Genomic DNA, 17,811 nt, shown 5'->3' with positions numbered 1-17,811 from the left:
GAACAATGTCGCTTCAGAATGTGGTTGCCCTTCAGCGTAATGAGGAGGGCATTGCTGCCGCAGTTGCAATCCTGAAACAGCGATTTGGTGAGCGCGCGCAGACCGGGCAGGCAATCCGCCAACAGCATGGCCATACGACGACCTATGTGCCGACACAGGCACCTGATATCGTTATTTTTGCGCAGAATACGCAGGACGTGCAGGATGTTGTCCGCATCTGTGCGGAGCATAAGGTGCCGGTGATTGCCTTTGGTGCCGGTTCTTCGCTTGAAGGTCAGGTGAATGCGCCTGCGGGTGGTGTGTCAATTGATCTTACACAGATGAACCGCGTTTTGAAAGTTCATGCGGAAGATCTAGATTGCGTTATCGAGCCGGGGGTCACACGTCGCGAACTCAACGAATATTTGCGCGATACCGGGCTTTTCTTTCCCATTGATCCGGGTGCGAATGCCACGCTTGGCGGCATGGCTTCGACGCGCGCGTCCGGCACCAATGCGGTGCGTTATGGCACTATGCGTGAGAACGTGCTGGCGCTCAAAGCTGTTATGCCCGATGGCCGCCTGATTGAAACCTCCAAGCGCGTGAAGAAGACCGCTGCAGGCTATGATTTGACACGGCTTCTGATTGGCTCTGAAGGGACACTCGGTATCATCACCGAGCTAACCCTGAAGCTTCAGGGGATACCGCAGGCGGTATCGGGCGGCATCTGCCCGTTTCCGGATATTGAGAAGGCCTGCCGCGCGGTGATTGAAACCATCCAGATGGGCATTCCTGTTGCACGTATTGAACTCGTCAACAAGCTTCAGATGGAAGCGTTGATTTTGCATTCCAAACTCCCTTATGAGGCGCAGCCTTATCTGTTCGTTGAGTTTCACGGCACGGAAACCGGCGTCGCTGAACAGGCCGAAATCTTTGGTGAGATAGCCGTAGAAAATGGTGGCGGAGAGTTCCGCTGGACCAACGACCCCGAAGAACGCGACCGGCTCTGGCGTGCGCGGCACGATGCCTATCTTGCATCCTTCCTGCTGCGTCCCGGTGCAAAAGGTGTTTCGACTGACGTGTGTGTGCCGATTTCACGGCTTGCGGATTGCATTGCGCAAACGGAAAAAGATCTGGCTGAAAGTGGTCTTATCGCGCCTATCGTTGGCCATGTTGGTGACGGCAATTTCCATCTTCTTTTGCTGCTTGATACGGATGATGCAGCGGAGATGGAGCGCGCCGAAGATTTCATGGATCGTCTGGTCAAGCGCGCAATCGCCATGGAAGGCACGTGTTCGGGCGAACACGGCATCGGGCAGGGCAAGATGAAGTACCTCGCGATGGAGCTTGGTGAAGCGATCGATTACATGCGGATGATCAAGAAAGCGATTGATCCGGATAATATCATGAATCCCGGAAAAATTCTGATTTGATGATTCAAATCAGTGAATTGAGCCGCCTTTTTGAGAAGGCGATTCAATATCGCTCATGAATCGTTTCAGTGAAAAGCAATTTGCCTTGTTATCGCCGGAACGATGCCGTTATGTTGCACCGATAAAGACCGCGTGATTCAGCATTTGTTTCATGCGGCGCGCATTAAGCATTTTATCGGAGCGTCGTTTGGGCCGCATATTCGTCATCGTTGGTGGGCTGCTGGTGCTGCTTTTGACAGCAGCGCTGGTCGTGCCGCCATTTGTCGACTGGAGCGGCTATCGTGCCGAGTTTGAACGTGAGGCGAGCCAGATTCTCGGTCGCCCGGTTCATGTGGCCGGCGATGTCAGTGCGCGGCTTCTGCCCTTTCCATCGGTGGCTTTTTCTGATGTGCGTGTGGGTGCAGATAGCGCGCATCCGGTCATGACGGTCGATACGTTTTCGATGGATGCGGAGTTGATGCCGTTTCTGCGCGGCGAGCTTTTGATCTTCGATATGCGGGTTGACCGCCCGAATGTTAACATTTCGCTGGATAAGGCCGGTAAGGTTGACTGGGCAATCCGTCCTTCAACGCCGATTGATCCGTCGAAAATCAAGATCGAGCGGCTTTCGATCACTGACGGTACTGCGACGCTGGCTGACAGAGCAAGCGGTCGTTCTTATGCGGCAACTGCAATCAATGCTGTGCTGTCGGCCAATACTCTCGCGGGGCCGTGGCAGGCGACGGGTTCGCTTTTCATTGAAGGTCAGAAGTTCGCACTTGATCTTAACAGCGGTGAAGCAAAGCCAGAGGGTTCCTTGCGCCTGCGTGCGCGGATTTCTCCTGAAGCCATGCCGGCATCGTTTGAAACGGATGGCGACATCACGCTTGATGAGGGTCGGCTGAACTATGCCGGCAATTTTTCGTTGCGTTCTGCCGATGCGGTTTCTCCAACTGGTCAAAATCAGAAACTTGCCACTGAGAAGCCGTTTTTCAGTGACCTGCGCGTAAGCGGTAAGTTTGATGCTGATCGAAGCCGTTTTGATGCCAGCGAATTTCGTATGGAGCAGGGGCCTGCCGATAATCCATATGTAGTGAATGGCAAGGCTTTGATCGATTATGGTGATAAGCCGCATTTTGAAATCAGCGCTGATGGGCAGCAGATTTTCTGGGGGCCGGTTGAGACGACGGTCGATCAGCTGGCTGCGCCTGTTCCGGTGAATGAACGGCTGGCTCTGGTGCGGCGCGTGCTTGAGCAACTGCCTATTCCCGGAATGCCGGGCAATGTCGATTTGCGCCTGCCAGCAGTGATTGCCGGCGGCACCACGATTCGTTCGGTCATGATCAGTGCGGAGCCTGATGGCAATCGCTGGAATATTCGGCAGTTTGCGGCTGATCTGCCGGGCCGGACAAAGGTTGAAGCCAAGGGCAAGCTCTCGGTCGGGCGGGATTTCGGTTTTGAGGGCGATATGCTTGTGGCATCGCGTCAGCCCTCCGGGCTTGCTTCCTGGCTCAACGAAACGGTTGATGAATCGATCCGTAAACTTGATAGCGTCGGGTTCTCCGGCAAGGTCAATCTGCGCGAAGGTGTGCAGAGCATTGACGATCTTGAGATCGGCATGGGAAAAACCGCGCTTAAAGGTAGTTTCCTGCGGCAGGTTATCGGCTCGGCTGATCCCGCGATCACGCTTCGCCTTGATGGCGGTGCGGTAGACAGCAACGCATTACGTGCATTTATCGGGTTTTTCTCAAGCGGACAGGGCATGGCTTCCCTTGGTGGCCAAGCGCTTGATATTACGTTTAAAGCAGGTCCGGTTCAGTATGAGGACATGGAGGCGGGTGCCGTCGATCTTGCGGTTCGTGTTCATAATGGTCGTTTTGATTTTGACCGGCTGCTGATCAGTGATGTTGCGGGCACAACCCTGACGGCCACCGGCTCCTATGAACCGTTTGCCACCGCACCTTCAGGTACGCTTGATGCGACTTTGCTTTCTGCTGATTTGTCGCATTTTCTGACATTGGCCGCGCATCGTCACCCGCAAATCCCACTTTTACGATCACTTTCCGCACGTGCTGACAACTATCCGGGGCTGTTTGATGATACGCAGATAAATATCATAGCCAATGCCGTTGCGGCTCCAAGCGGCGATGGTGCGCCAGTGCGTGCAACAGGCAAGGATAAGGGCGCGCGCACCAAAGAAACGCCCACGAAAGCACCCGCGAAGGGCGGTGAAGCCTCATTTAGTGTGACCGGCAAAGCGGGTGGGATGAAACTTGATCTCTCCGGTACAACGAGCGGCGGCAGTTCCGAGAGCGATCCGATGCAGATGCAGTTGAACGGAACGGCCACATCGCAAAATGGCGAAACCGTTCTTGCTTTGCTTGGCGTGCCGTCATTGCCGCTTGGGCTGGCGGGCGAACTCACCGCTGATCTGACGATGCAGGGCGCGCCAAGTGCCGGCATGCGCACGCAACTCAAATTGACTGCGCCCGACGGAACAGCGCTCGCCGATGGTATTCTGTCGCTGGTTGGCGGAGATATTGCTGCAAGCGGCAAGGCCAGTATAAAATCGGCCGATCTGCAGCCATTCATTGCGACGGCAGGCTATACATTGCCGGGATTTGGCGAAGGCTTGTCTGCTGATCTGTCCAGCGATTTCCAGTTTGCCAAAGGCTTGTTACGGTTTCCGAACTTTGCCGGTAAGCTCGGCGGAGACGATGTGAGCGCACGGCTCGAAGCCAATTTTGCCGATAGCGGATTGCCGCAAATCAAGGGCGAGGCCAAGCTTGCTTCGCTCGATTTGGACAGTCTGGCTGCCATTATGCTTGGGCAGGACGCATTGGAGCCTTCGCGGAACAGCAAGAAGTCCATCTGGCCGATGGGTAGTTTTTCGGTGCGCCCGTCGCTGCCGCTGCTTCTGGATATGAAGTTAAATGTTGCGCAGGCTGAAATGGGCAGTTTCGGTACCATTTCTGATTTTTCCACGCGGCTCCAGAAGGGTATGGATCAGCTTAGTCTCAATGAGCTGACGGGAAACTGGGCAGGCGGCTATCTGGTGGGCAATGTCTCATTGCGCAACAATGACAAGGCTGCATTGCTGAATTCTGACCTCAAATGGAGCGGGGCGGACCTCGTCAATATTTATCGGCCTGAGAGCGGCGCTCCTTTTGCGGGCGGAACGAAGGCCGCCATGACGTTGAACGGCAGCGGTTCCAGCATGGCCGAACTTGTTGCCTCTCTGACTGGATCTGGCAGTGTTGATGTTGAGAATTTCGTCATCAATGGCGTTGATCCCACAGCCTTTCCAGAAATGCTCAAGGCTGCTGACACGATTGCAGACAAGCCATCAGGCGGCGCCCAGGTGGATGCAAAGCAATTCGTTTCCATTGCCGAGGCTGCATCTGGAAAGGGACGTTTTGCAGCAGGAAACAGCAAGATCGACTTCTCCATTGCAGGCGGTATCGTGCGGGTGGGACCCATCAATCTAAGAAGCGGTGATACGCTTTTTGCCGGCGATATGCAGATTGATCTTTCGACATTGGGACTAAGCGGCAATGGCAGCTTTGCTTTCGATGGTGCCAACGGTACGGATACCGCCGGTGCGGCCAGTCTGCGATATGTTGTTGGTGGAACTTACGATGATCCGTCAGTCAGCATTGACCGTCAGCCGCTCGTGCAGTTTCTGACACAGCGCGCGCTCGAGCGTGAACAGGAACGGGTCGAGGCGATGCAGGCCAGCATTATGGAAAAGCAGCGTTTGCGGCGGCAACTGGACCTCTTTTTGTCGGACGCGCAGGAACGTGAGCGCTTGCGGTTGCAGGAAGAAGCGCGGCTTAAGGCAGAAGCGCAGGCGCGGGAACAGGCCGCCAGAGAGGCTCTAGAGGCGCAAAAGCCTGATGTGGAAAGCGCGCCGCCTGCGAATTTGAACGGACAGGGTGGCCAGTCACTGAACGAGTTTTTGAAAGATCTGGAACAATCACCCGCAGCAAGACCCAAGCTTTAGAGCATTTCCAGAAAAAGTGCGAAGCGGTTTTGCGACGCAAAGCCCGGCTATTTTTATCGATGCCATGAACCAAAATATAGCAGTCCACACGGCCTAGGTCGTTCGTTTTGATTTCAGCCAGTCGAGCACGCTGAGACGCAAGGCCGATGAAAGGTTGATTGTGCGGTCACGCTGTCCGTCGATTTCAGCAATCAATGCTGCCATGGATAATTCTCGTTGCTGCGCGATTTCTTCAAGAATTTCGAAGAATGGCTCTTCAAGCGTGTAGCTGGTGGCATGGCCACGAATGTTCACTGAACGCTTTCGCAGACGCGATGACGGATTCACGTCTCATCGTCCGGCTTGTTGCTTTGCTCAAGCTTGTTGTTTACGAGAAAACGCTCAGACTTACGGGCTTCTTGCCGCGCAAAATCCTTCTCGACCTTGGTGCGCCCAAAGAGGATGCGGTTCTCCTCTGCCTGCTTTTCTTTGGATGTGCGTGCCTTGTTCTTTCTGAACTGACGCAGGTTGACGATCTCGCTCATGAATGGTTGCCGTGTTGCAAGCTTTCGAAGTCTTGATAACTCTACTTGTCTGGAGATTTGGGATTGGTCAAAAACCATATGATCAGCGAGAGTATTATCAGCAGAACCAGACCGAACGTCATCTGCCAGAGCGGGAAATTTGGTGCATCTTTTGCAACAAATATGCCTGCGATAATTCCGCTAAACCATAAGACCAACTGAGCAACAAAACGTAGCATGATAGAGCCAATCCAGATGTGTCACGTCGAGAAAATATTACGGTAAACATTACGGTAAACATTACTCTTCATGCATTGATCAAAGTCAACTGAGATGTTTAGAGCATTTCCTGTTTTGATTGCACCATTGAAAATGCTCTATCTTGCTGAATTGACTTGGCTAAAACAAAATGCCGGTAGAAATGTTTCATCTACCGGCGCAAAAGATTTAAACGATGGGAACCATTATTTTTTTCGGAAGGAATCAAGCGACACGACATCGGCGGACGGCTTTGGTTCCGTATCGTCGCCATCGGCATCCTCTTTATCCTTTGCAGCCGATTCCGCCTTTTCAGCAGCCGTTTTGCGTGGCTTTGACTTAGGCTTTTTAGCCGGTGTCTCTTCGGCAGAAATCAGTTCTATCGAAGAGATATTGCTGCCTTCGTCATTGTCACTCGTCGGCTGCACAACGGACACATCGAATTCCAGTTCGAAATTGACCGATGGATCGTAGAAGCCGCGAATGGCAGAAAAGGGAATTGTCAGCTTTTCAGGAACGTCGCCAAAGGACAGGCCAATTTCGAACAGCTGGTCTGTAACCAGCATATCCCAGAATTGGTGCTGCAATACCACCGTCATCTGCTCAGGATATTTCTCCTTGAGGCGCGATGAAATTCGTACACCAGGCGCTCCAGTGAGGAACGTGATGAAGAAGTGGTGGTTTCCCGGCAAGCCAGTCGTCGCCACTTCCGCAAGAACCTTGCGAATGACGCCGCGGAGGGCTTCCTGAGCTAAAATATCGTAACGGATCAGGTCCTGTACCATAGTTTGCTTATCCCACGGATTCGCAGGTTGATGTCAAGTTTGTTCTAGAGAGAATTTAAAATTATCTCAGGAAAAAGCTCAACCTTTGCGCTGGCGCCCTACCAAGAACAATCAAAGCGTGAATTTCAAACGTTCGGCCTGGAAATTATGCGCGTTTGCCAAAGGCCATCAGAAATGTCCTGACGCCATTGATCGAGCTTTTCTCGATGATGGAATCGTCGACACTTTGTCCTGTCAGAAGATGGTAGTGAATATCGGCATTGATCAGCGCCAGATAATGACAGGCCGCAAGGTCCGGGTCCTGGATTTCCAAATCGCCAGCAAGGGCGAGGCGTGCGAGATGGGCTGCAATAGCGGGGACCGCCTGTGCTGGGCCTTTGTTGCTACAGACATTGGCGTGCAAAGGAAGAGCATCTTCATCGGATTGGAACAGCTTGCGCAGGAAAGCCGTGGACGAATCATGCACGCAGTTGCGGCTCATCCGGATAGAAAAGGCGATCAGGTCTTCTTCAAGATTTTCGCTGGACTGCGGAAATGTTGCAAGCACGGCGAAAAGGCTGGACGTCATTCTGTCAAAAGCATCATCAACAACGGCGGCAAGAAGCGCTTCCTTGTCGCGATAGTGATTATAGATCGTCTGGCGGGAAACGCCTGCTTCGCTTGCAATCAGATCGATGCTCGCGCCCTGAAAGCCATCGCGATAAAAAACGCGCGCTGCGGCACACAGAATGAAGTCGCGCTTCATGCATTGTCCCGGTTTCACGGACGCAGGATTGCCACCCTTTGAAAGGGCGGACTGCCGGTCGGACAAAATTGCTATATCGAGCATGTCAGTAGGTTTCATATTCATAACATAAGATGACTTGACGCGTTGGACAATGGTGTCTAATTTTACAGTTGTGTCAAATCGGTTTTGACATTCTGTCCATTATGAGGGCTGCTGCACTATTTACAAGGGCTACGATAGGGCGCCTGGGGGCAGAACTATCGTGGGAATGATTGAGATTATGCAGCATTAACATGTGGATAGAGATTCTTTTGCGATATTTGGACCCTGGTCTTTCCATCCTCCCAAGCGGTGCCGCGGGCCAAGGGGGTTCAAAATCGCAGAAGATAGCTCACGAAACATTGATGAAAGTGCTCCCCCGATGCGTTCAGGTTCCCGCTCAGGCTCTCCTTCCGGCTTGATGACTTCCGGTCTTTTTCGCAATGCGCTCATTCTTGGTCTGTTGTCGGCGATCGGTCCGTTTGCCATCGATATGTATCTGCCTGCCTTGCCTATGATTGCAACGGATCTGCATGCTGAGACGAGTGCCGTGCAGATGAGTCTGCTGGCATTTTTCATTGCTTTGGCGCTTGCACAGCTTTTCGTGGGGCCACTGTCAGATATGGTCGGGCGGAAGCTGCCGCTTTATGGTGGGCTTATCCTTTTTGCCATCGGCAGTGTCGGATCAGCACTGGCAACCGATATCGATATTCTGGTGCTGTTTCGTTTTATTCAGGGGATGGGTGCTGCGGCTAGCAGTGTGATTCCGCGGGCCATTGTGCGTGATCTTCACACTGGTGTGGATGCGGCGCGGCTTATGTCGCTTTTGATGCTCGTGTTCTCGATTTCGCCGATTCTTGCACCGTTAAGCGGTTCAGTGCTGATCGATTTCTTTGGCTGGCGTGGTGTTTTCTGGGCAGTGCTGGTGGCCGCAATTGTCGGTGTTGTGCTGATCGCAACATCACTTCAGGAGACGCGGTGCAGCGAGGCTCGGCTTGAAAGCAATATCAGCAGTGCACTGGCGGGTTATGGTCGGTTGCTGAAGGATCGCTATTTTATGGGGCTTGCCTGTATTGGCGGCTTCGGCGTTGCTTCGTTCTTCGTTTATCTGGCGAATTCATCGTTTATTATGATCGATCATTATGGCCTCAGCCCGAGCCAGTATGCGATTGCGTTTTCGATAAATGCGGTGTCGTTCTTCAGTGTGTCGCAGCTTAATGGCTGGCTTGGTTCGCGGTATGGGTTGCGGCGCGTAATGCGCGTTGCTGTATCGGGCTTTGCGGCTGTCATGCTGATCATGTTTCTGGCTGTTTTGATGGGGCATAATTCCCTGTGGCTGATCGCGAGCTTCTTGTTCGTGGGCTATGGCTTTTTGGGGTTGGTGATTCCCACCACAGCGGTGCTTGCGCTGGATGATCACGGAGACATTGCCGGAACGGCATCTGCTCTTCTCGGCACGCTGCATTTTGTCATTGGCGGTATTGCGATCGCGATCACCGGTGCGTTTTTTGACGGATCGGCACGGCCGATGATCGGTGGAATTGCGATATGTGCGCTGATGGCATTCCTGCTTGCGCTGATTGTGTTTGCACGCAAATCAGAGCCCGGCACGCAAGTCGCAGCTATCTAATCAAGCAGTGAAGGGAAAGTGGAGGCTTCTGTTGCCAGGTGCCTCCGAACCCCGCCTCAAGGTGCTAACCAGAAGGACTTAGAGTGGGTTTCCCGCACCGCGATTAAGCAGCGAGAGCGTAACCCTGAGCTTTGTTGTCATTTGCAACTACTCAATTGACCCGATAACGGTGGTATCATGCCGAGCAAAAGAGCGATCTTTACACCCTTGTCGATCCTATTTCGCCCCCGCCACAGCGCAACGCGCCTTTAATGCTTCTTGCGTTGTGGTGGAGGCGCCGGGTACCGCCCCCGGGTCCAATAGGTTTATTACATCGTCCGTTTATCACCATAGTCAGCTTGCGCTGACATCCTGTATATAGGCGTCCTTTTCTCCGATTGAAAGAGGGTAGTTGTTATTTAACAGGTTGTTGCCCGTCTTCCGGCTTCGCTTTTTGCGTTCATTTTCATTGACAGGCAGGGCAGGCTGGTCAATCCTCACCACACTATCGGTGCATGCCGGAAATAGGATTGCGATCGTCCGGCTGTAGCGGAGGTTTAACCGGGGCTAAAACCAATCGAAGGAGAGTGGATAGATGAGTGACTATATCGCGGATGTCCGTCGCTATGATGCTGGCGCTGATGAAGCCGTTGTCGAGAAGATCGTAAAGCATCTTGGCATTGCCCTGCGCAATCGTGATTCCTCCCTCGTTTCGGCAACTGACCCTGAAGAAATGAAGCGTGTTCGCGATAGCTGGGTGCACAAGAAGCTTGGTGTCGCTGACGAGGCAAAAGCTGTCGAAGTCGTCGATCATGTCGCAGAAGTCATGAAGGGTGATCGTAACAAGCATCGCGTTACCTTTTATTATCTGGTTGCCAAACAGCTGGGTAAGCTTGGCGATCTTTAATTTCAGTCCACAGGCAAATCGAAACCCCGGTGTCATAACGCCGGGGTTTTTCCTATATTGGGCTTTGACGAATCGACCCGGAAAGTATCCCCTATGCGCACCTATCTCGACCTACTCCAGCATGTGCTTGATAATGGCGCTGACCGTGGCGATCGGACCGGGACAGGCACGCGCTCAGTGTTTGGCTATCAGATGCGGTTTAATCTGGCCGAGGGATTTCCGGTTCTGACCACCAAAAAGCTGCATCTTCGTTCCATCATTCATGAGCTGCTGTGGTTCCTTAAAGGTGATACCAATATCGCCTATCTCAAGGAAAATGGCGTTTCGATCTGGGATGAATGGGCGGATGAGAAGGGCGATCTTGGTCCGGTCTATGGTTATCAGTGGCGTTCATGGCCTGCGCCAGATGGCCGCCATATTGACCAGATCGCGAATCTTCTCAAAATGTTGCGTGAAAATCCTAACTCAAGACGTTTGATTGTTTCGGCGTGGAATCCGGCGCTGGTCGATGAAATGGCCTTGCCGCCATGCCATTGCCTGTTTCAGTTCTATGTTTCAGATGGCAAACTTTCCTGTCAGCTCTATCAGCGCTCGGCGGATATTTTTCTGGGCGTTCCATTCAATATCGCCTCTTATGCGCTTTTGACGATGATGATTGCGCAGGTTGCCGGGCTTGAGCCGGGTGATTTTGTGCACACGCTCGGGGACGCGCATCTCTACTCCAATCATTTTGAGCAGGCACGTCTGCAACTGACCCGCACGCCAAAATCATTGCCGACCATGCGTATTAATCCCGATGTGAAGGATCTGTTTGCTTTCCGTTTCGAGGATTTTGAGCTTATCGGTTATGAAGCCGATCCAACGATCAAAGCGCCGATTGCGGTGTAAGATATGCATAATCAGAAGCCGTTTTTATCGATTGTTGTGGCTGCATCCGAAAATGGTGTGATTGGCCGCGACAATGACATGCCGTGGAAGCTTTCGACCGATCTCAAACGCTTTAAGGCGCTGACGCTTGGAAAGCCTGTGATTATGGGGCGCCGGACATGGGAGTCCATTGGTCGCCCATTGCCGGGGCGTCCCAACATCGTGATAACGCGCGATGCAGCTTTTCATGCGGAAGGTGCGCAGATTATCGGCTCGCTTGAGGATGCAATCGCTCTGGGGCACAGGCTTGCGACTGAGCTTGGCGTGGGTGAAGTCTGCATTATTGGGGGTGGCAAGATTTATGCGCAGGCGCTACCGTTCGCCGACAAAGTGTATTTGACACAGGTTCTCGCCACCATTGATGGCGATACTTATTCTCCTGAAATCGATTCGCAAATCTGGCGCGCCGTTTCGAGCGAAGATGTGCCTCAAGGAGAAAAAGACAGCCATCCGACGCGCTATATTCAGTACGAACGCTATAATGCGTAAATTATAACGCAGGAAATTGGCTGCCTTACGTTGAAAGCGGCCCTCGCGATGCCTATAAAACGGTAACATTATTTGATGACAGGAAGTTGAATAGACTTTCAGTCTCCCGGACGAGAGGTGAGGATGCCCTGGAGTAATCAGAACGGCGGCGGTGGCCCATGGGGTGGCGGCGGCGATAACAATAATAATAACGGTTCCAATAATGGCGGCCCGTGGGGTCAAGGACCCAAAGGCCCGCGTGGTGGCGGACCCAACACACCGCCTGATCTCGAGGATATTCTGCGCAAAGGCCAGGATCGCCTGAAAAAGGTTTTCCCCGGTAGCGGTGGCGGTGGTGGAAAAGGCAACAGCAATCGCCCGTTCTATTATCTGATTGGTGCGGCTGTTCTTGGTTTCTGGCTGTTTCAGTCTGTTTACACCGTCCAGCCGGATGAGCTTGCGGTTGAACTGGTCTTTGGTAAGCCAAAGGCAGAAGTTTCCGAACCGGGCCTGCATTTCCTTTTCTGGCCGGTTGAAACCGTTGAAAAGGCGCAGATCGTCGAAAAGCAGATCAATATTGGTGGGCAGGGGTCGCGTACTGCTACGCAAGGCCTGATGCTGACTGGCGATCAGAACATCGTCAATGTTCAGTTCTCCGTGCTGTATCGTGTTTCGAATCCACGTGATTATCTGTTTAATGTCGAAAACCCGGATGCCATGGTGCAGCAGGTTTCCGAGAGTGCGATCCGCGAAATCGTCGGACGCAGACCGGCTCAGGATGTTTTCCGTGACAATCGTGCCGAAATTGCGCAGAGCGTTCGTGAAATCATTCAGTCCACACTTGATCGTTACAATGCCGGTATTCAGATCAATGCCGTTTCCATTGAGGATGCAGCTCCGCCGCGTGAAGTGGCTGATGCGTTCGATGAAGTGCAGCGTGCCGAGCAGGATGAAGATCGCTTCGTAGAAGAATCCAATCAATACTCAAACCAGCGGCTTGGTCAGGCACGTGGTCAGGCAGCGCAGCTTCGCGAAGAGGCCGCTGCATATAAAAACCGCGTTGTTCAGGATGCCACCGGTGAAGCGCAGCGCTTCAATTCGGTTGTCGCTGAATATAAGAATGCGCCCGAAGTAACGCGTAATCGTTTGTTCCTCGAAACTATGGAAGAGGTGCTGGCCGGCACCAAGAAGGTTATCGTGGAAGCGGGGAAGGATGTTGTTCCATACCTTCCATTAAGTGAACTTATGCGCCAGCAGCCGCGTTCAGGTGCTGCCGATGCAACGACGAATAGCGGAGGTAACTGATCATGGCCAATAATAGGCTTCCGTTTATTGTCGGTATCATCGCCGTACTGGCTTTCGTTCTGTATTCCTCGGTTTTCATCGTCAATGAACGTCAGCAGGCAATCGTCCTGCGCTTTGGTCAGATTGTCGACGTGAAAACCGAACCGGGTATCTATTTCAAAATGCCGTTTGGTTTCATGGATGCGGACTCGGTTCAGCTGATCGATGATCGCCTTTTGCGCTTTGACCTTGATGACATTCGTGTTCAGGTTTCTGGCGGTAAGTTCTACGACGTGGATGCTTTCCTCGTTTATCGCATCACTGATCCGAGCAAGTTCCGTGAAACGGTCTCCGGTTCCACGATCCTTGCTGAGCAGCGTCTGCGCACGCGTCTTGATGCTGCATTGCGCGGTGTCTACGGTCAGCGTGGCTTCGAGGCAGCGCTTTCGGAAGAGCGTGGTGAAATGATGCGTGAAGTTGCCAACCAGCTTCGTTCTGATGCGAATTCGCTTGGTATCACCATTGAAGACGTTCGCATTCGCCGCACGGATCTGACAGCAGAAGTATCGCAGCAGACCTATGAGCGCATGAAAGCCGAGCGTCTTGCTGAAGCTGAGCGTTTGCGCGCGCGTGGTCGTGAAGCGGCACAGCGTATCCGTGCTATTGCAGATCGTCAGGTTGTCGAAACGCTTGCTGAAGCGCGTAAGGAATCGGAAATCCTTCGTGGTGAAGGCGATGCTGAGCGCAGTGCGATCTTCGCAGAAGCGGCCAAGAAAGATCCGGGCTTTTACGCTTTCTATCGTTCGATGGCGGCGTATCGCAAAGCACTCGAAACACCGGATACAACGCTGGTCATTTCACCGGATTCGGAGTTCTTTAGGTTCTTCCGTGATGCCGGTGGTCAATTGCCGACACCGTCAAAGTAAGAGAGACTATCGCATATGAGCGATTTTCTGGCCGCCGTAGGACTTCTCTTCGTCTTCGAAGGGCTGCTCTACGGCGGCTTTCCATTTTTTGCAAAAAGACTTGCGCGTGATGCGTCTGAGGCGCCTGAAAGCATGTTGCGCATTGCCGGGCTTTGCGCGCTTGCAATTGGTGTGTTCATTGTCTGGCTTGTCAGGGGATAAGCCAGTTCAAACGCTATATTTCTGATCTCTACCCTATGCGGGGCCGTAAACAGGCCGTAATTTGCAGCGATCTAATCTATTCGATTTCTTACCGCAGACAGAAACGGAGCAGAGCTTCATGGCAATTGCACCCAAGGCGAGTTTTACTCGCACTCTTCTGGCAACCGTCGCTCTTGGAGCGATGAGTTTTACGGGGACAGTTGCAATTGGCGCCACGCCTTCGTTCGCCCAGCAAACTGCACCGATCCGGCAGGGCCCCGGCTCTGTGGCTGATTTGGCCGAAGGGCTATTGGATGCGGTGGTAAATATTTCGACATCGCAGACCGTCAAGGACGATGGCGAGGAAGACGGCGGCGTGCCGATGCCGCAGGTGCCGGAAGGCTCCCCATTTGAGGATCTCTTCAAAGATTTTTTCAATGACAAGGATGGCGGCAAGAATAGCGATTCACGCAAAGTGCAGTCGCTGGGTTCCGGCTTTGTGATTGATGCCAAACAAGGTTACATCGTCACCAACAACCATGTCATCGCCGATGCTGATGAGATCGAAGTCAATTTCGTTGACGGTTCCAAGCTGAAAGCGGAACTGGTTGGCAAGGACACAAAGACCGATCTTGCGGTGCTGAAAGTTGATCCGACGAAACATAAGCTCAAGGCCGTTGAGTTTGGCAACTCGGAAAAAGCACGCATTGGCGATTGGGTTCTGGCGATTGGCAATCCATTTGGTCTTGGTGGTACGGTGACAGCCGGTATTATTTCCGCGCGCAAACGCGACATTCAGTCCGGCCCCTATGATGATTTCATTCAGACCGATGCTGCAATCAACCGGGGTAATTCCGGTGGTCCGCTGTTCGATATGGACGGCAAGGTGATCGGCATCAATACCGCAATCTATTCACCATCGGGTGGCTCGATTGGTATTGGTTTTGCTATTCCGGCTGAAATGGCTGTTGGCGTTATCGATCAGCTCAAAGAGTTTGGCGAAGTGCGCCGTGGCTGGCTCGGTGTTCGTATCCAGCCTGTAACCGATGATGTTGCGCAGAGCCTCGGTTTGAAAGAATCTAAAGGCGCGTTGATTGCCGGTCTCGTCGAAAACTCTGGTGTTGATAACAAAGAGATTAAACCGGGTGACGTTGTTATTCGGTATGACGGCAAGCCAGTTGAGCGCGCGCGTGATCTGCCGCGACTTGTGGCCGAAAGCGCTGTCGGTGATGAGGTCGAAGTCGTTGTGGTCAGAGACGGCGAAGAGAAGACTGTAAAGGTCAAGCTCGGTCGTTTGGTTGAAGACGATAAGAGCACCGAGGACGCCACTGAAGATCAGGCACCGCCACCGGATATGGAAGACGGGGAAGCAGCACCTGATGCACCAAAGTCTGATACCCAGAAAAAAGAACAGAAGGAACAGACTGCTACGACGGCAGTCATGGGTATGAAACTTGCCGAGATCAATGATGATGTGCGTGGCGAGTTCGGCATTGCGGAAGATGTGGAAGGGGTGGCCGTGCTTTACGTCACTCCGGGTTCTGCTGCCAGCGAAAAACGTATCGAAACAGGCGATGTGATTGTTGACGTTGGGCAGGTGACGGTCAAAACGCCAGCGGATGTGAAGAAGCGCATCGATGCCCTTCGTCGTGAAGGACGTAAGAATGCGCTTTTGATGTTGGCGTCACGTTCGGGCGAGCTGCGTTTTGTCACGATCCGCATCGATTAGGCTTTGATTTTACATAAAAATAAAAGGCGTCGCAGAATTTGCGACGCCTTTTTTGTTTGGTGTTTGAATCACTTGCACGCATTGGCTCTCAATATGATTCAGAAAGGCCTCATTCCACAAAATCAGATTTTCGATAGCCCTGGATATAAAGGAGCGCGGTGAGATCACCATGATCAATGCGCACCTTCGCCTGTGCCGCGACGGCTGGCTTGGCGTGAAGTGCTACGCCTGTGCCTGCAAGCTGAATCATGCCGAGATCATTGGCGCCATCGCCGACGGCGATTGCATGCTGCGGGGTGAGGCCGAGGCGCTCAGCAATTTCGACGAGCTTTTCGACTTTTGCTTCGCGGCCGAGGATAGGGTCGGAAACCGTGCCGCTCAAATGCGCGCCATCATGGAGAAGCGTATTGGCGCGGTCTTCATTGAAGCCGATCATTTCTGCGACGCGCTTTGTGAATGATGTGAAGCCACCAGATACAAGTGCCGTGTAAGCGCCGTGCTTGCGCATGGTGCGGACCAGTTCAACGCCGCCCGGCATCAGCGAAATGCGGGTGGAGATAACCTTGTCGATCACCGAAAGCGGCAGACCTTTGAGCAGAGCAACGCGTTCACGCAATGCTGGTTCGAATTCGATTTCACCGTTCATGGCACGGGCAGTAATCGCCGCAACATGCTCGCGCAGGCCAGCTTCTTCGGCCAGTTCATCAATGCATTCCTGCTGGATCATTGTGGAATCCATGTCGGCAATCAGAATTTTCTTGCGTCGGCTGTCCTGTTCCTGCACCACGACATCGACTGGGGCGCCATCAAGGGCGGCGCGCAATGCCTGATCTGCTTCTTCATGCCCGATTGTGGATGGAAGCGGTATGTCGCAGGCAATACCGTCTGCCAGCCAGTAAAGTCCGGTTGCATTGACTGCCGCCGAGGCTTTAATCCCCAAAGATGGAATAAGCGACGCTTTGGCCGGATTGGCAATCAGTGTAGCAATAAGGGAAGCGGATCGGGACATGAGGAACATTTCCTGCGATGAGTGAAGCGGTAAAGGGTGCAATCCTGATAGCTGGACCGACGGCCAGCGGCAAGTCGGCTCTTGCGCTTCATATGGCAAAGGAGACAGGCGGCTTTATCGTCAACACCGATTCCATGCAGGTTTATGATGTGCTCGACCTTTTGAGTGCACGGCCGCAGGCTGACGAACTGCGTGAAGCTGATCATTTTCTGTATGGCCATGTGGCTCCATCCGTTTCCTATTCGACGGGCAAATGGTTTGCCGATGTTGAAATTGTGCTGGCGCGGGATGATCTGAAAGGGCGCACACCGATTTTTGTCGGTGGTACAGGGCTTTATTTCCGCGCGCTGTTGGGCGGGCTTTCGCAGATGCCGGAAGTGGCTGTTGATGTGCGTGAGCATTGGCGCAACAAAATGAGCGAGGAGGGCGCAGAGGCCCTTCATAGATTGCTTGCAGAGCGAGACCCGGAGATTGCAGCCACGTTGCGCCCCACAGACAGCCAGCGTATTGTGCGTGCGCTGGAAGTGTTTGAGGGAACAGGCAAGTCTCTGTTGCATTGGCAGAGGAATACCGGAACGGCACTGATCGATAATGCGAGCGCGCGCAAAATCGTGTTGTTGCCGGATCGCAAATGGTTGGGCGAGCGGATTGAGCGGCGCTTCAAACTCATGTGGGATCAGGGCGCGCTCGATGAAGTCCGTGCATTAATGGCTCTGAATCTTGATCCTGCACTGCCGGCTTTAAAAGCGATCGGCGTGCGTGAGATTTCAGCATTTTTTTCTGGCGAAATACCGCGCGAAGAAGCCATAGAGCTTTCCGTTATCGCCACGCGCCAATATGCGAAACGGCAATCAACATGGTTTAGAAACCAGCTTGATGAGAGCTGGAAGAGGTATGGCTCTGCTGAAGAAGCCTTGTCAGGGCAATAATCTTATCAAGATGGCCTCTTTTATATAAGAAAATATCGTGTTTTGTGCATTTTCGCGTTGACGCCGCGATTTTCGCTGATTAGTCTCCCCGGCATGAACAGAACAGCTCTTATTCTTGTGGTACGAACGCGCATGGG

Annotated in this window: 16 protein-coding genes and 1 other RNA gene; 11 read left to right on the top strand and 6 right to left on the bottom strand. The window is 52.9% G+C overall.

Features of this window, described 5'->3' with window-relative positions:
• Positions 1-5 precede the first annotated feature (5 nt).
• Both OPR82_RS13510 and OPR82_RS13505 read left to right on the top strand, forming a co-directional pair.
• Positions 6-1,412, top strand: a complete 1,407-nt coding sequence (locus OPR82_RS13510) for an FAD-binding oxidoreductase (RefSeq protein ID WP_265985400.1) — start codon at positions 6-8, stop codon at positions 1,410-1,412.
• A gap of 187 nt (positions 1,413-1,599) precedes the next feature.
• Positions 1,600-5,394, top strand: a complete 3,795-nt coding sequence (locus OPR82_RS13505) for an AsmA family protein (protein WP_265985485.1) — start codon at positions 1,600-1,602, stop codon at positions 5,392-5,394.
• A gap of 93 nt (positions 5,395-5,487) precedes the next feature.
• On the opposite strand, the gene OPR82_RS13500 is transcribed toward OPR82_RS13505, so the two are convergent.
• The 4 genes from OPR82_RS13500 to OPR82_RS13485 all read right to left on the bottom strand — a co-directional run bounded on the left by OPR82_RS13500 (position 5,488) and on the right by OPR82_RS13485 (position 7,790).
• Positions 5,488-5,721 carry a ribbon-helix-helix domain-containing protein gene (locus OPR82_RS13500; RefSeq protein WP_265985399.1) on the bottom strand — a complete coding sequence of 78 codons (234 nt, stop codon included), beginning with the start codon at positions 5,719-5,721 and terminating at the stop codon, positions 5,488-5,490.
• On the bottom strand, positions 5,718-5,918 hold the full coding sequence (locus OPR82_RS13495) for a DUF4169 family protein (protein WP_265985397.1): 201 nt from the start codon (positions 5,916-5,918) through the stop codon (positions 5,718-5,720). The genes OPR82_RS13500 and OPR82_RS13495 overlap by 4 nt, the downstream gene beginning before the upstream one ends.
• Before the next feature lie 443 nt (positions 5,919-6,361).
• On the bottom strand, positions 6,362-6,940 hold the full coding sequence (locus OPR82_RS13490) for an SspB family protein (protein ID WP_265985396.1): 579 nt from the start codon (positions 6,938-6,940) through the stop codon (positions 6,362-6,364).
• 145 nt (positions 6,941-7,085) lie between these two features.
• Entirely contained in the window at positions 7,086-7,790 is a 705-nt protein-coding gene (locus OPR82_RS13485; protein WP_265985395.1) for a TetR/AcrR family transcriptional regulator, read from the bottom strand.
• A 337-nt stretch (positions 7,791-8,127) separates the two neighbouring features.
• Between OPR82_RS13485 and OPR82_RS13480 the strand changes: the two genes are divergently transcribed.
• Entirely contained in the window at positions 8,128-9,336 is a 1,209-nt protein-coding gene (locus OPR82_RS13480) for a multidrug effflux MFS transporter (protein ID WP_265985484.1), read from the top strand.
• Between the two features lie 17 nt (positions 9,337-9,353).
• On the opposite strand, the gene ssrA is transcribed toward OPR82_RS13480, so the two are convergent.
• Positions 9,354-9,723: a transfer-messenger RNA gene (gene ssrA, locus OPR82_RS13475) on the bottom strand.
• A 187-nt stretch (positions 9,724-9,910) separates the two neighbouring features.
• Between ssrA and OPR82_RS13470 the strand changes: the two genes are divergently transcribed.
• The 7 genes from OPR82_RS13470 (at position 9,911) to OPR82_RS13440 (ending at position 15,736) form a co-directional block, all read left to right on the top strand.
• Entirely contained in the window at positions 9,911-10,222 is a 312-nt protein-coding gene (locus OPR82_RS13470; RefSeq protein WP_265985394.1) for a DUF2853 family protein, read from the top strand.
• Positions 10,223-10,315: 93 nt separating this feature from the next.
• Positions 10,316-11,110 (top strand): thymidylate synthase, encoded by a 795-nt coding sequence (locus OPR82_RS13465; protein ID WP_265985393.1) that lies wholly within the window; start codon positions 10,316-10,318, stop codon positions 11,108-11,110.
• A 3-nt stretch (positions 11,111-11,113) separates the two neighbouring features.
• Positions 11,114-11,638, top strand: coding sequence for a dihydrofolate reductase (locus tag OPR82_RS13460; protein ID WP_265985392.1), 525 nt, complete (start codon positions 11,114-11,116; stop codon positions 11,636-11,638).
• A gap of 123 nt (positions 11,639-11,761) precedes the next feature.
• On the top strand, positions 11,762-12,922 hold the full coding sequence (hflK, locus tag OPR82_RS13455) for an FtsH protease activity modulator HflK (protein WP_265985391.1): 1,161 nt from the start codon (positions 11,762-11,764) through the stop codon (positions 12,920-12,922).
• A 2-nt stretch (positions 12,923-12,924) separates the two neighbouring features.
• A complete protein-coding gene (gene hflC, locus OPR82_RS13450) occupies positions 12,925-13,827 on the top strand; it encodes a protease modulator HflC (RefSeq protein WP_265985390.1) in 903 nt (300 codons plus the stop codon).
• Between the two features lie 15 nt (positions 13,828-13,842).
• A complete protein-coding gene (locus tag OPR82_RS13445) occupies positions 13,843-14,028 on the top strand; it encodes a DUF2065 domain-containing protein (protein ID WP_265985389.1) in 186 nt (61 codons plus the stop codon).
• Between the two features lie 118 nt (positions 14,029-14,146).
• Positions 14,147-15,736, top strand: a complete 1,590-nt coding sequence (locus OPR82_RS13440; protein ID WP_265985388.1) for a Do family serine endopeptidase — start codon at positions 14,147-14,149, stop codon at positions 15,734-15,736.
• A 109-nt stretch (positions 15,737-15,845) separates the two neighbouring features.
• Here the strand turns inward: OPR82_RS13440 and serB are convergent, their stop codons facing one another.
• On the bottom strand, positions 15,846-16,745 hold the full coding sequence (serB, locus tag OPR82_RS13435) for a phosphoserine phosphatase SerB (protein ID WP_265985387.1): 900 nt from the start codon (positions 16,743-16,745) through the stop codon (positions 15,846-15,848).
• 17 nt (positions 16,746-16,762) lie between these two features.
• Here serB and miaA point away from each other — a divergent pair, with 17 nt between their 5' ends.
• Positions 16,763-17,674 carry a tRNA (adenosine(37)-N6)-dimethylallyltransferase MiaA gene (gene miaA, locus OPR82_RS13430; RefSeq protein WP_265985386.1) on the top strand — a complete coding sequence of 304 codons (912 nt, stop codon included), beginning with the start codon at positions 16,763-16,765 and terminating at the stop codon, positions 17,672-17,674.
• Positions 17,675-17,811 lie beyond the last annotated feature (137 nt).

Source organism: Ochrobactrum chromiisoli (assembly GCF_026241335.1).
Lineage (GTDB): Bacteria > Pseudomonadota > Alphaproteobacteria > Rhizobiales > Rhizobiaceae > Brucella > Brucella chromiisoli.
This window is presented reverse-complemented; position numbering and strand designations above follow the sequence as displayed.

Bases quoted from the DNA above. Each gene is read 5' to 3' on its own strand.
- OPR82_RS13510 (WP_265985400.1), top strand. From the start codon at position 6: ATGTCGCTTCAGAATGTGGTTGCCCTTCAGCGTAATGAGGAGGGCATT.
- OPR82_RS13495 (WP_265985397.1), bottom strand. From the start codon at position 5,918: ATGAGCGAGATCGTCAACCTGCGTCAGTTCAGAAAGAACAAGGCACGC.
- OPR82_RS13490 (WP_265985396.1), bottom strand. From the start codon at position 6,940: ATGGTACAGGACCTGATCCGTTACGATATTTTAGCTCAGGAAGCCCTC.
- OPR82_RS13485 (WP_265985395.1), bottom strand. From the start codon at position 7,790: ATGAATATGAAACCTACTGACATGCTCGATATAGCAATTTTGTCCGAC.
- OPR82_RS13480 (WP_265985484.1), top strand. From the start codon at position 8,128: ATGACTTCCGGTCTTTTTCGCAATGCGCTCATTCTTGGTCTGTTGTCG.
- OPR82_RS13470 (WP_265985394.1), top strand. From the start codon at position 9,911: ATGAGTGACTATATCGCGGATGTCCGTCGCTATGATGCTGGCGCTGAT.
- OPR82_RS13465 (WP_265985393.1), top strand. From the start codon at position 10,316: ATGCGCACCTATCTCGACCTACTCCAGCATGTGCTTGATAATGGCGCT.
- OPR82_RS13460 (WP_265985392.1), top strand. From the start codon at position 11,114: ATGCATAATCAGAAGCCGTTTTTATCGATTGTTGTGGCTGCATCCGAA.
- hflK (WP_265985391.1), top strand. From the start codon at position 11,762: ATGCCCTGGAGTAATCAGAACGGCGGCGGTGGCCCATGGGGTGGCGGC.
- hflC (WP_265985390.1), top strand. From the start codon at position 12,925: ATGGCCAATAATAGGCTTCCGTTTATTGTCGGTATCATCGCCGTACTG.
- OPR82_RS13445 (WP_265985389.1), top strand. From the start codon at position 13,843: ATGAGCGATTTTCTGGCCGCCGTAGGACTTCTCTTCGTCTTCGAAGGG.
- OPR82_RS13440 (WP_265985388.1), top strand. From the start codon at position 14,147: ATGGCAATTGCACCCAAGGCGAGTTTTACTCGCACTCTTCTGGCAACC.
- serB (WP_265985387.1), bottom strand. From the start codon at position 16,745: ATGTCCCGATCCGCTTCCCTTATTGCTACACTGATTGCCAATCCGGCC.
- miaA (WP_265985386.1), top strand. From the start codon at position 16,763: ATGAGTGAAGCGGTAAAGGGTGCAATCCTGATAGCTGGACCGACGGCC.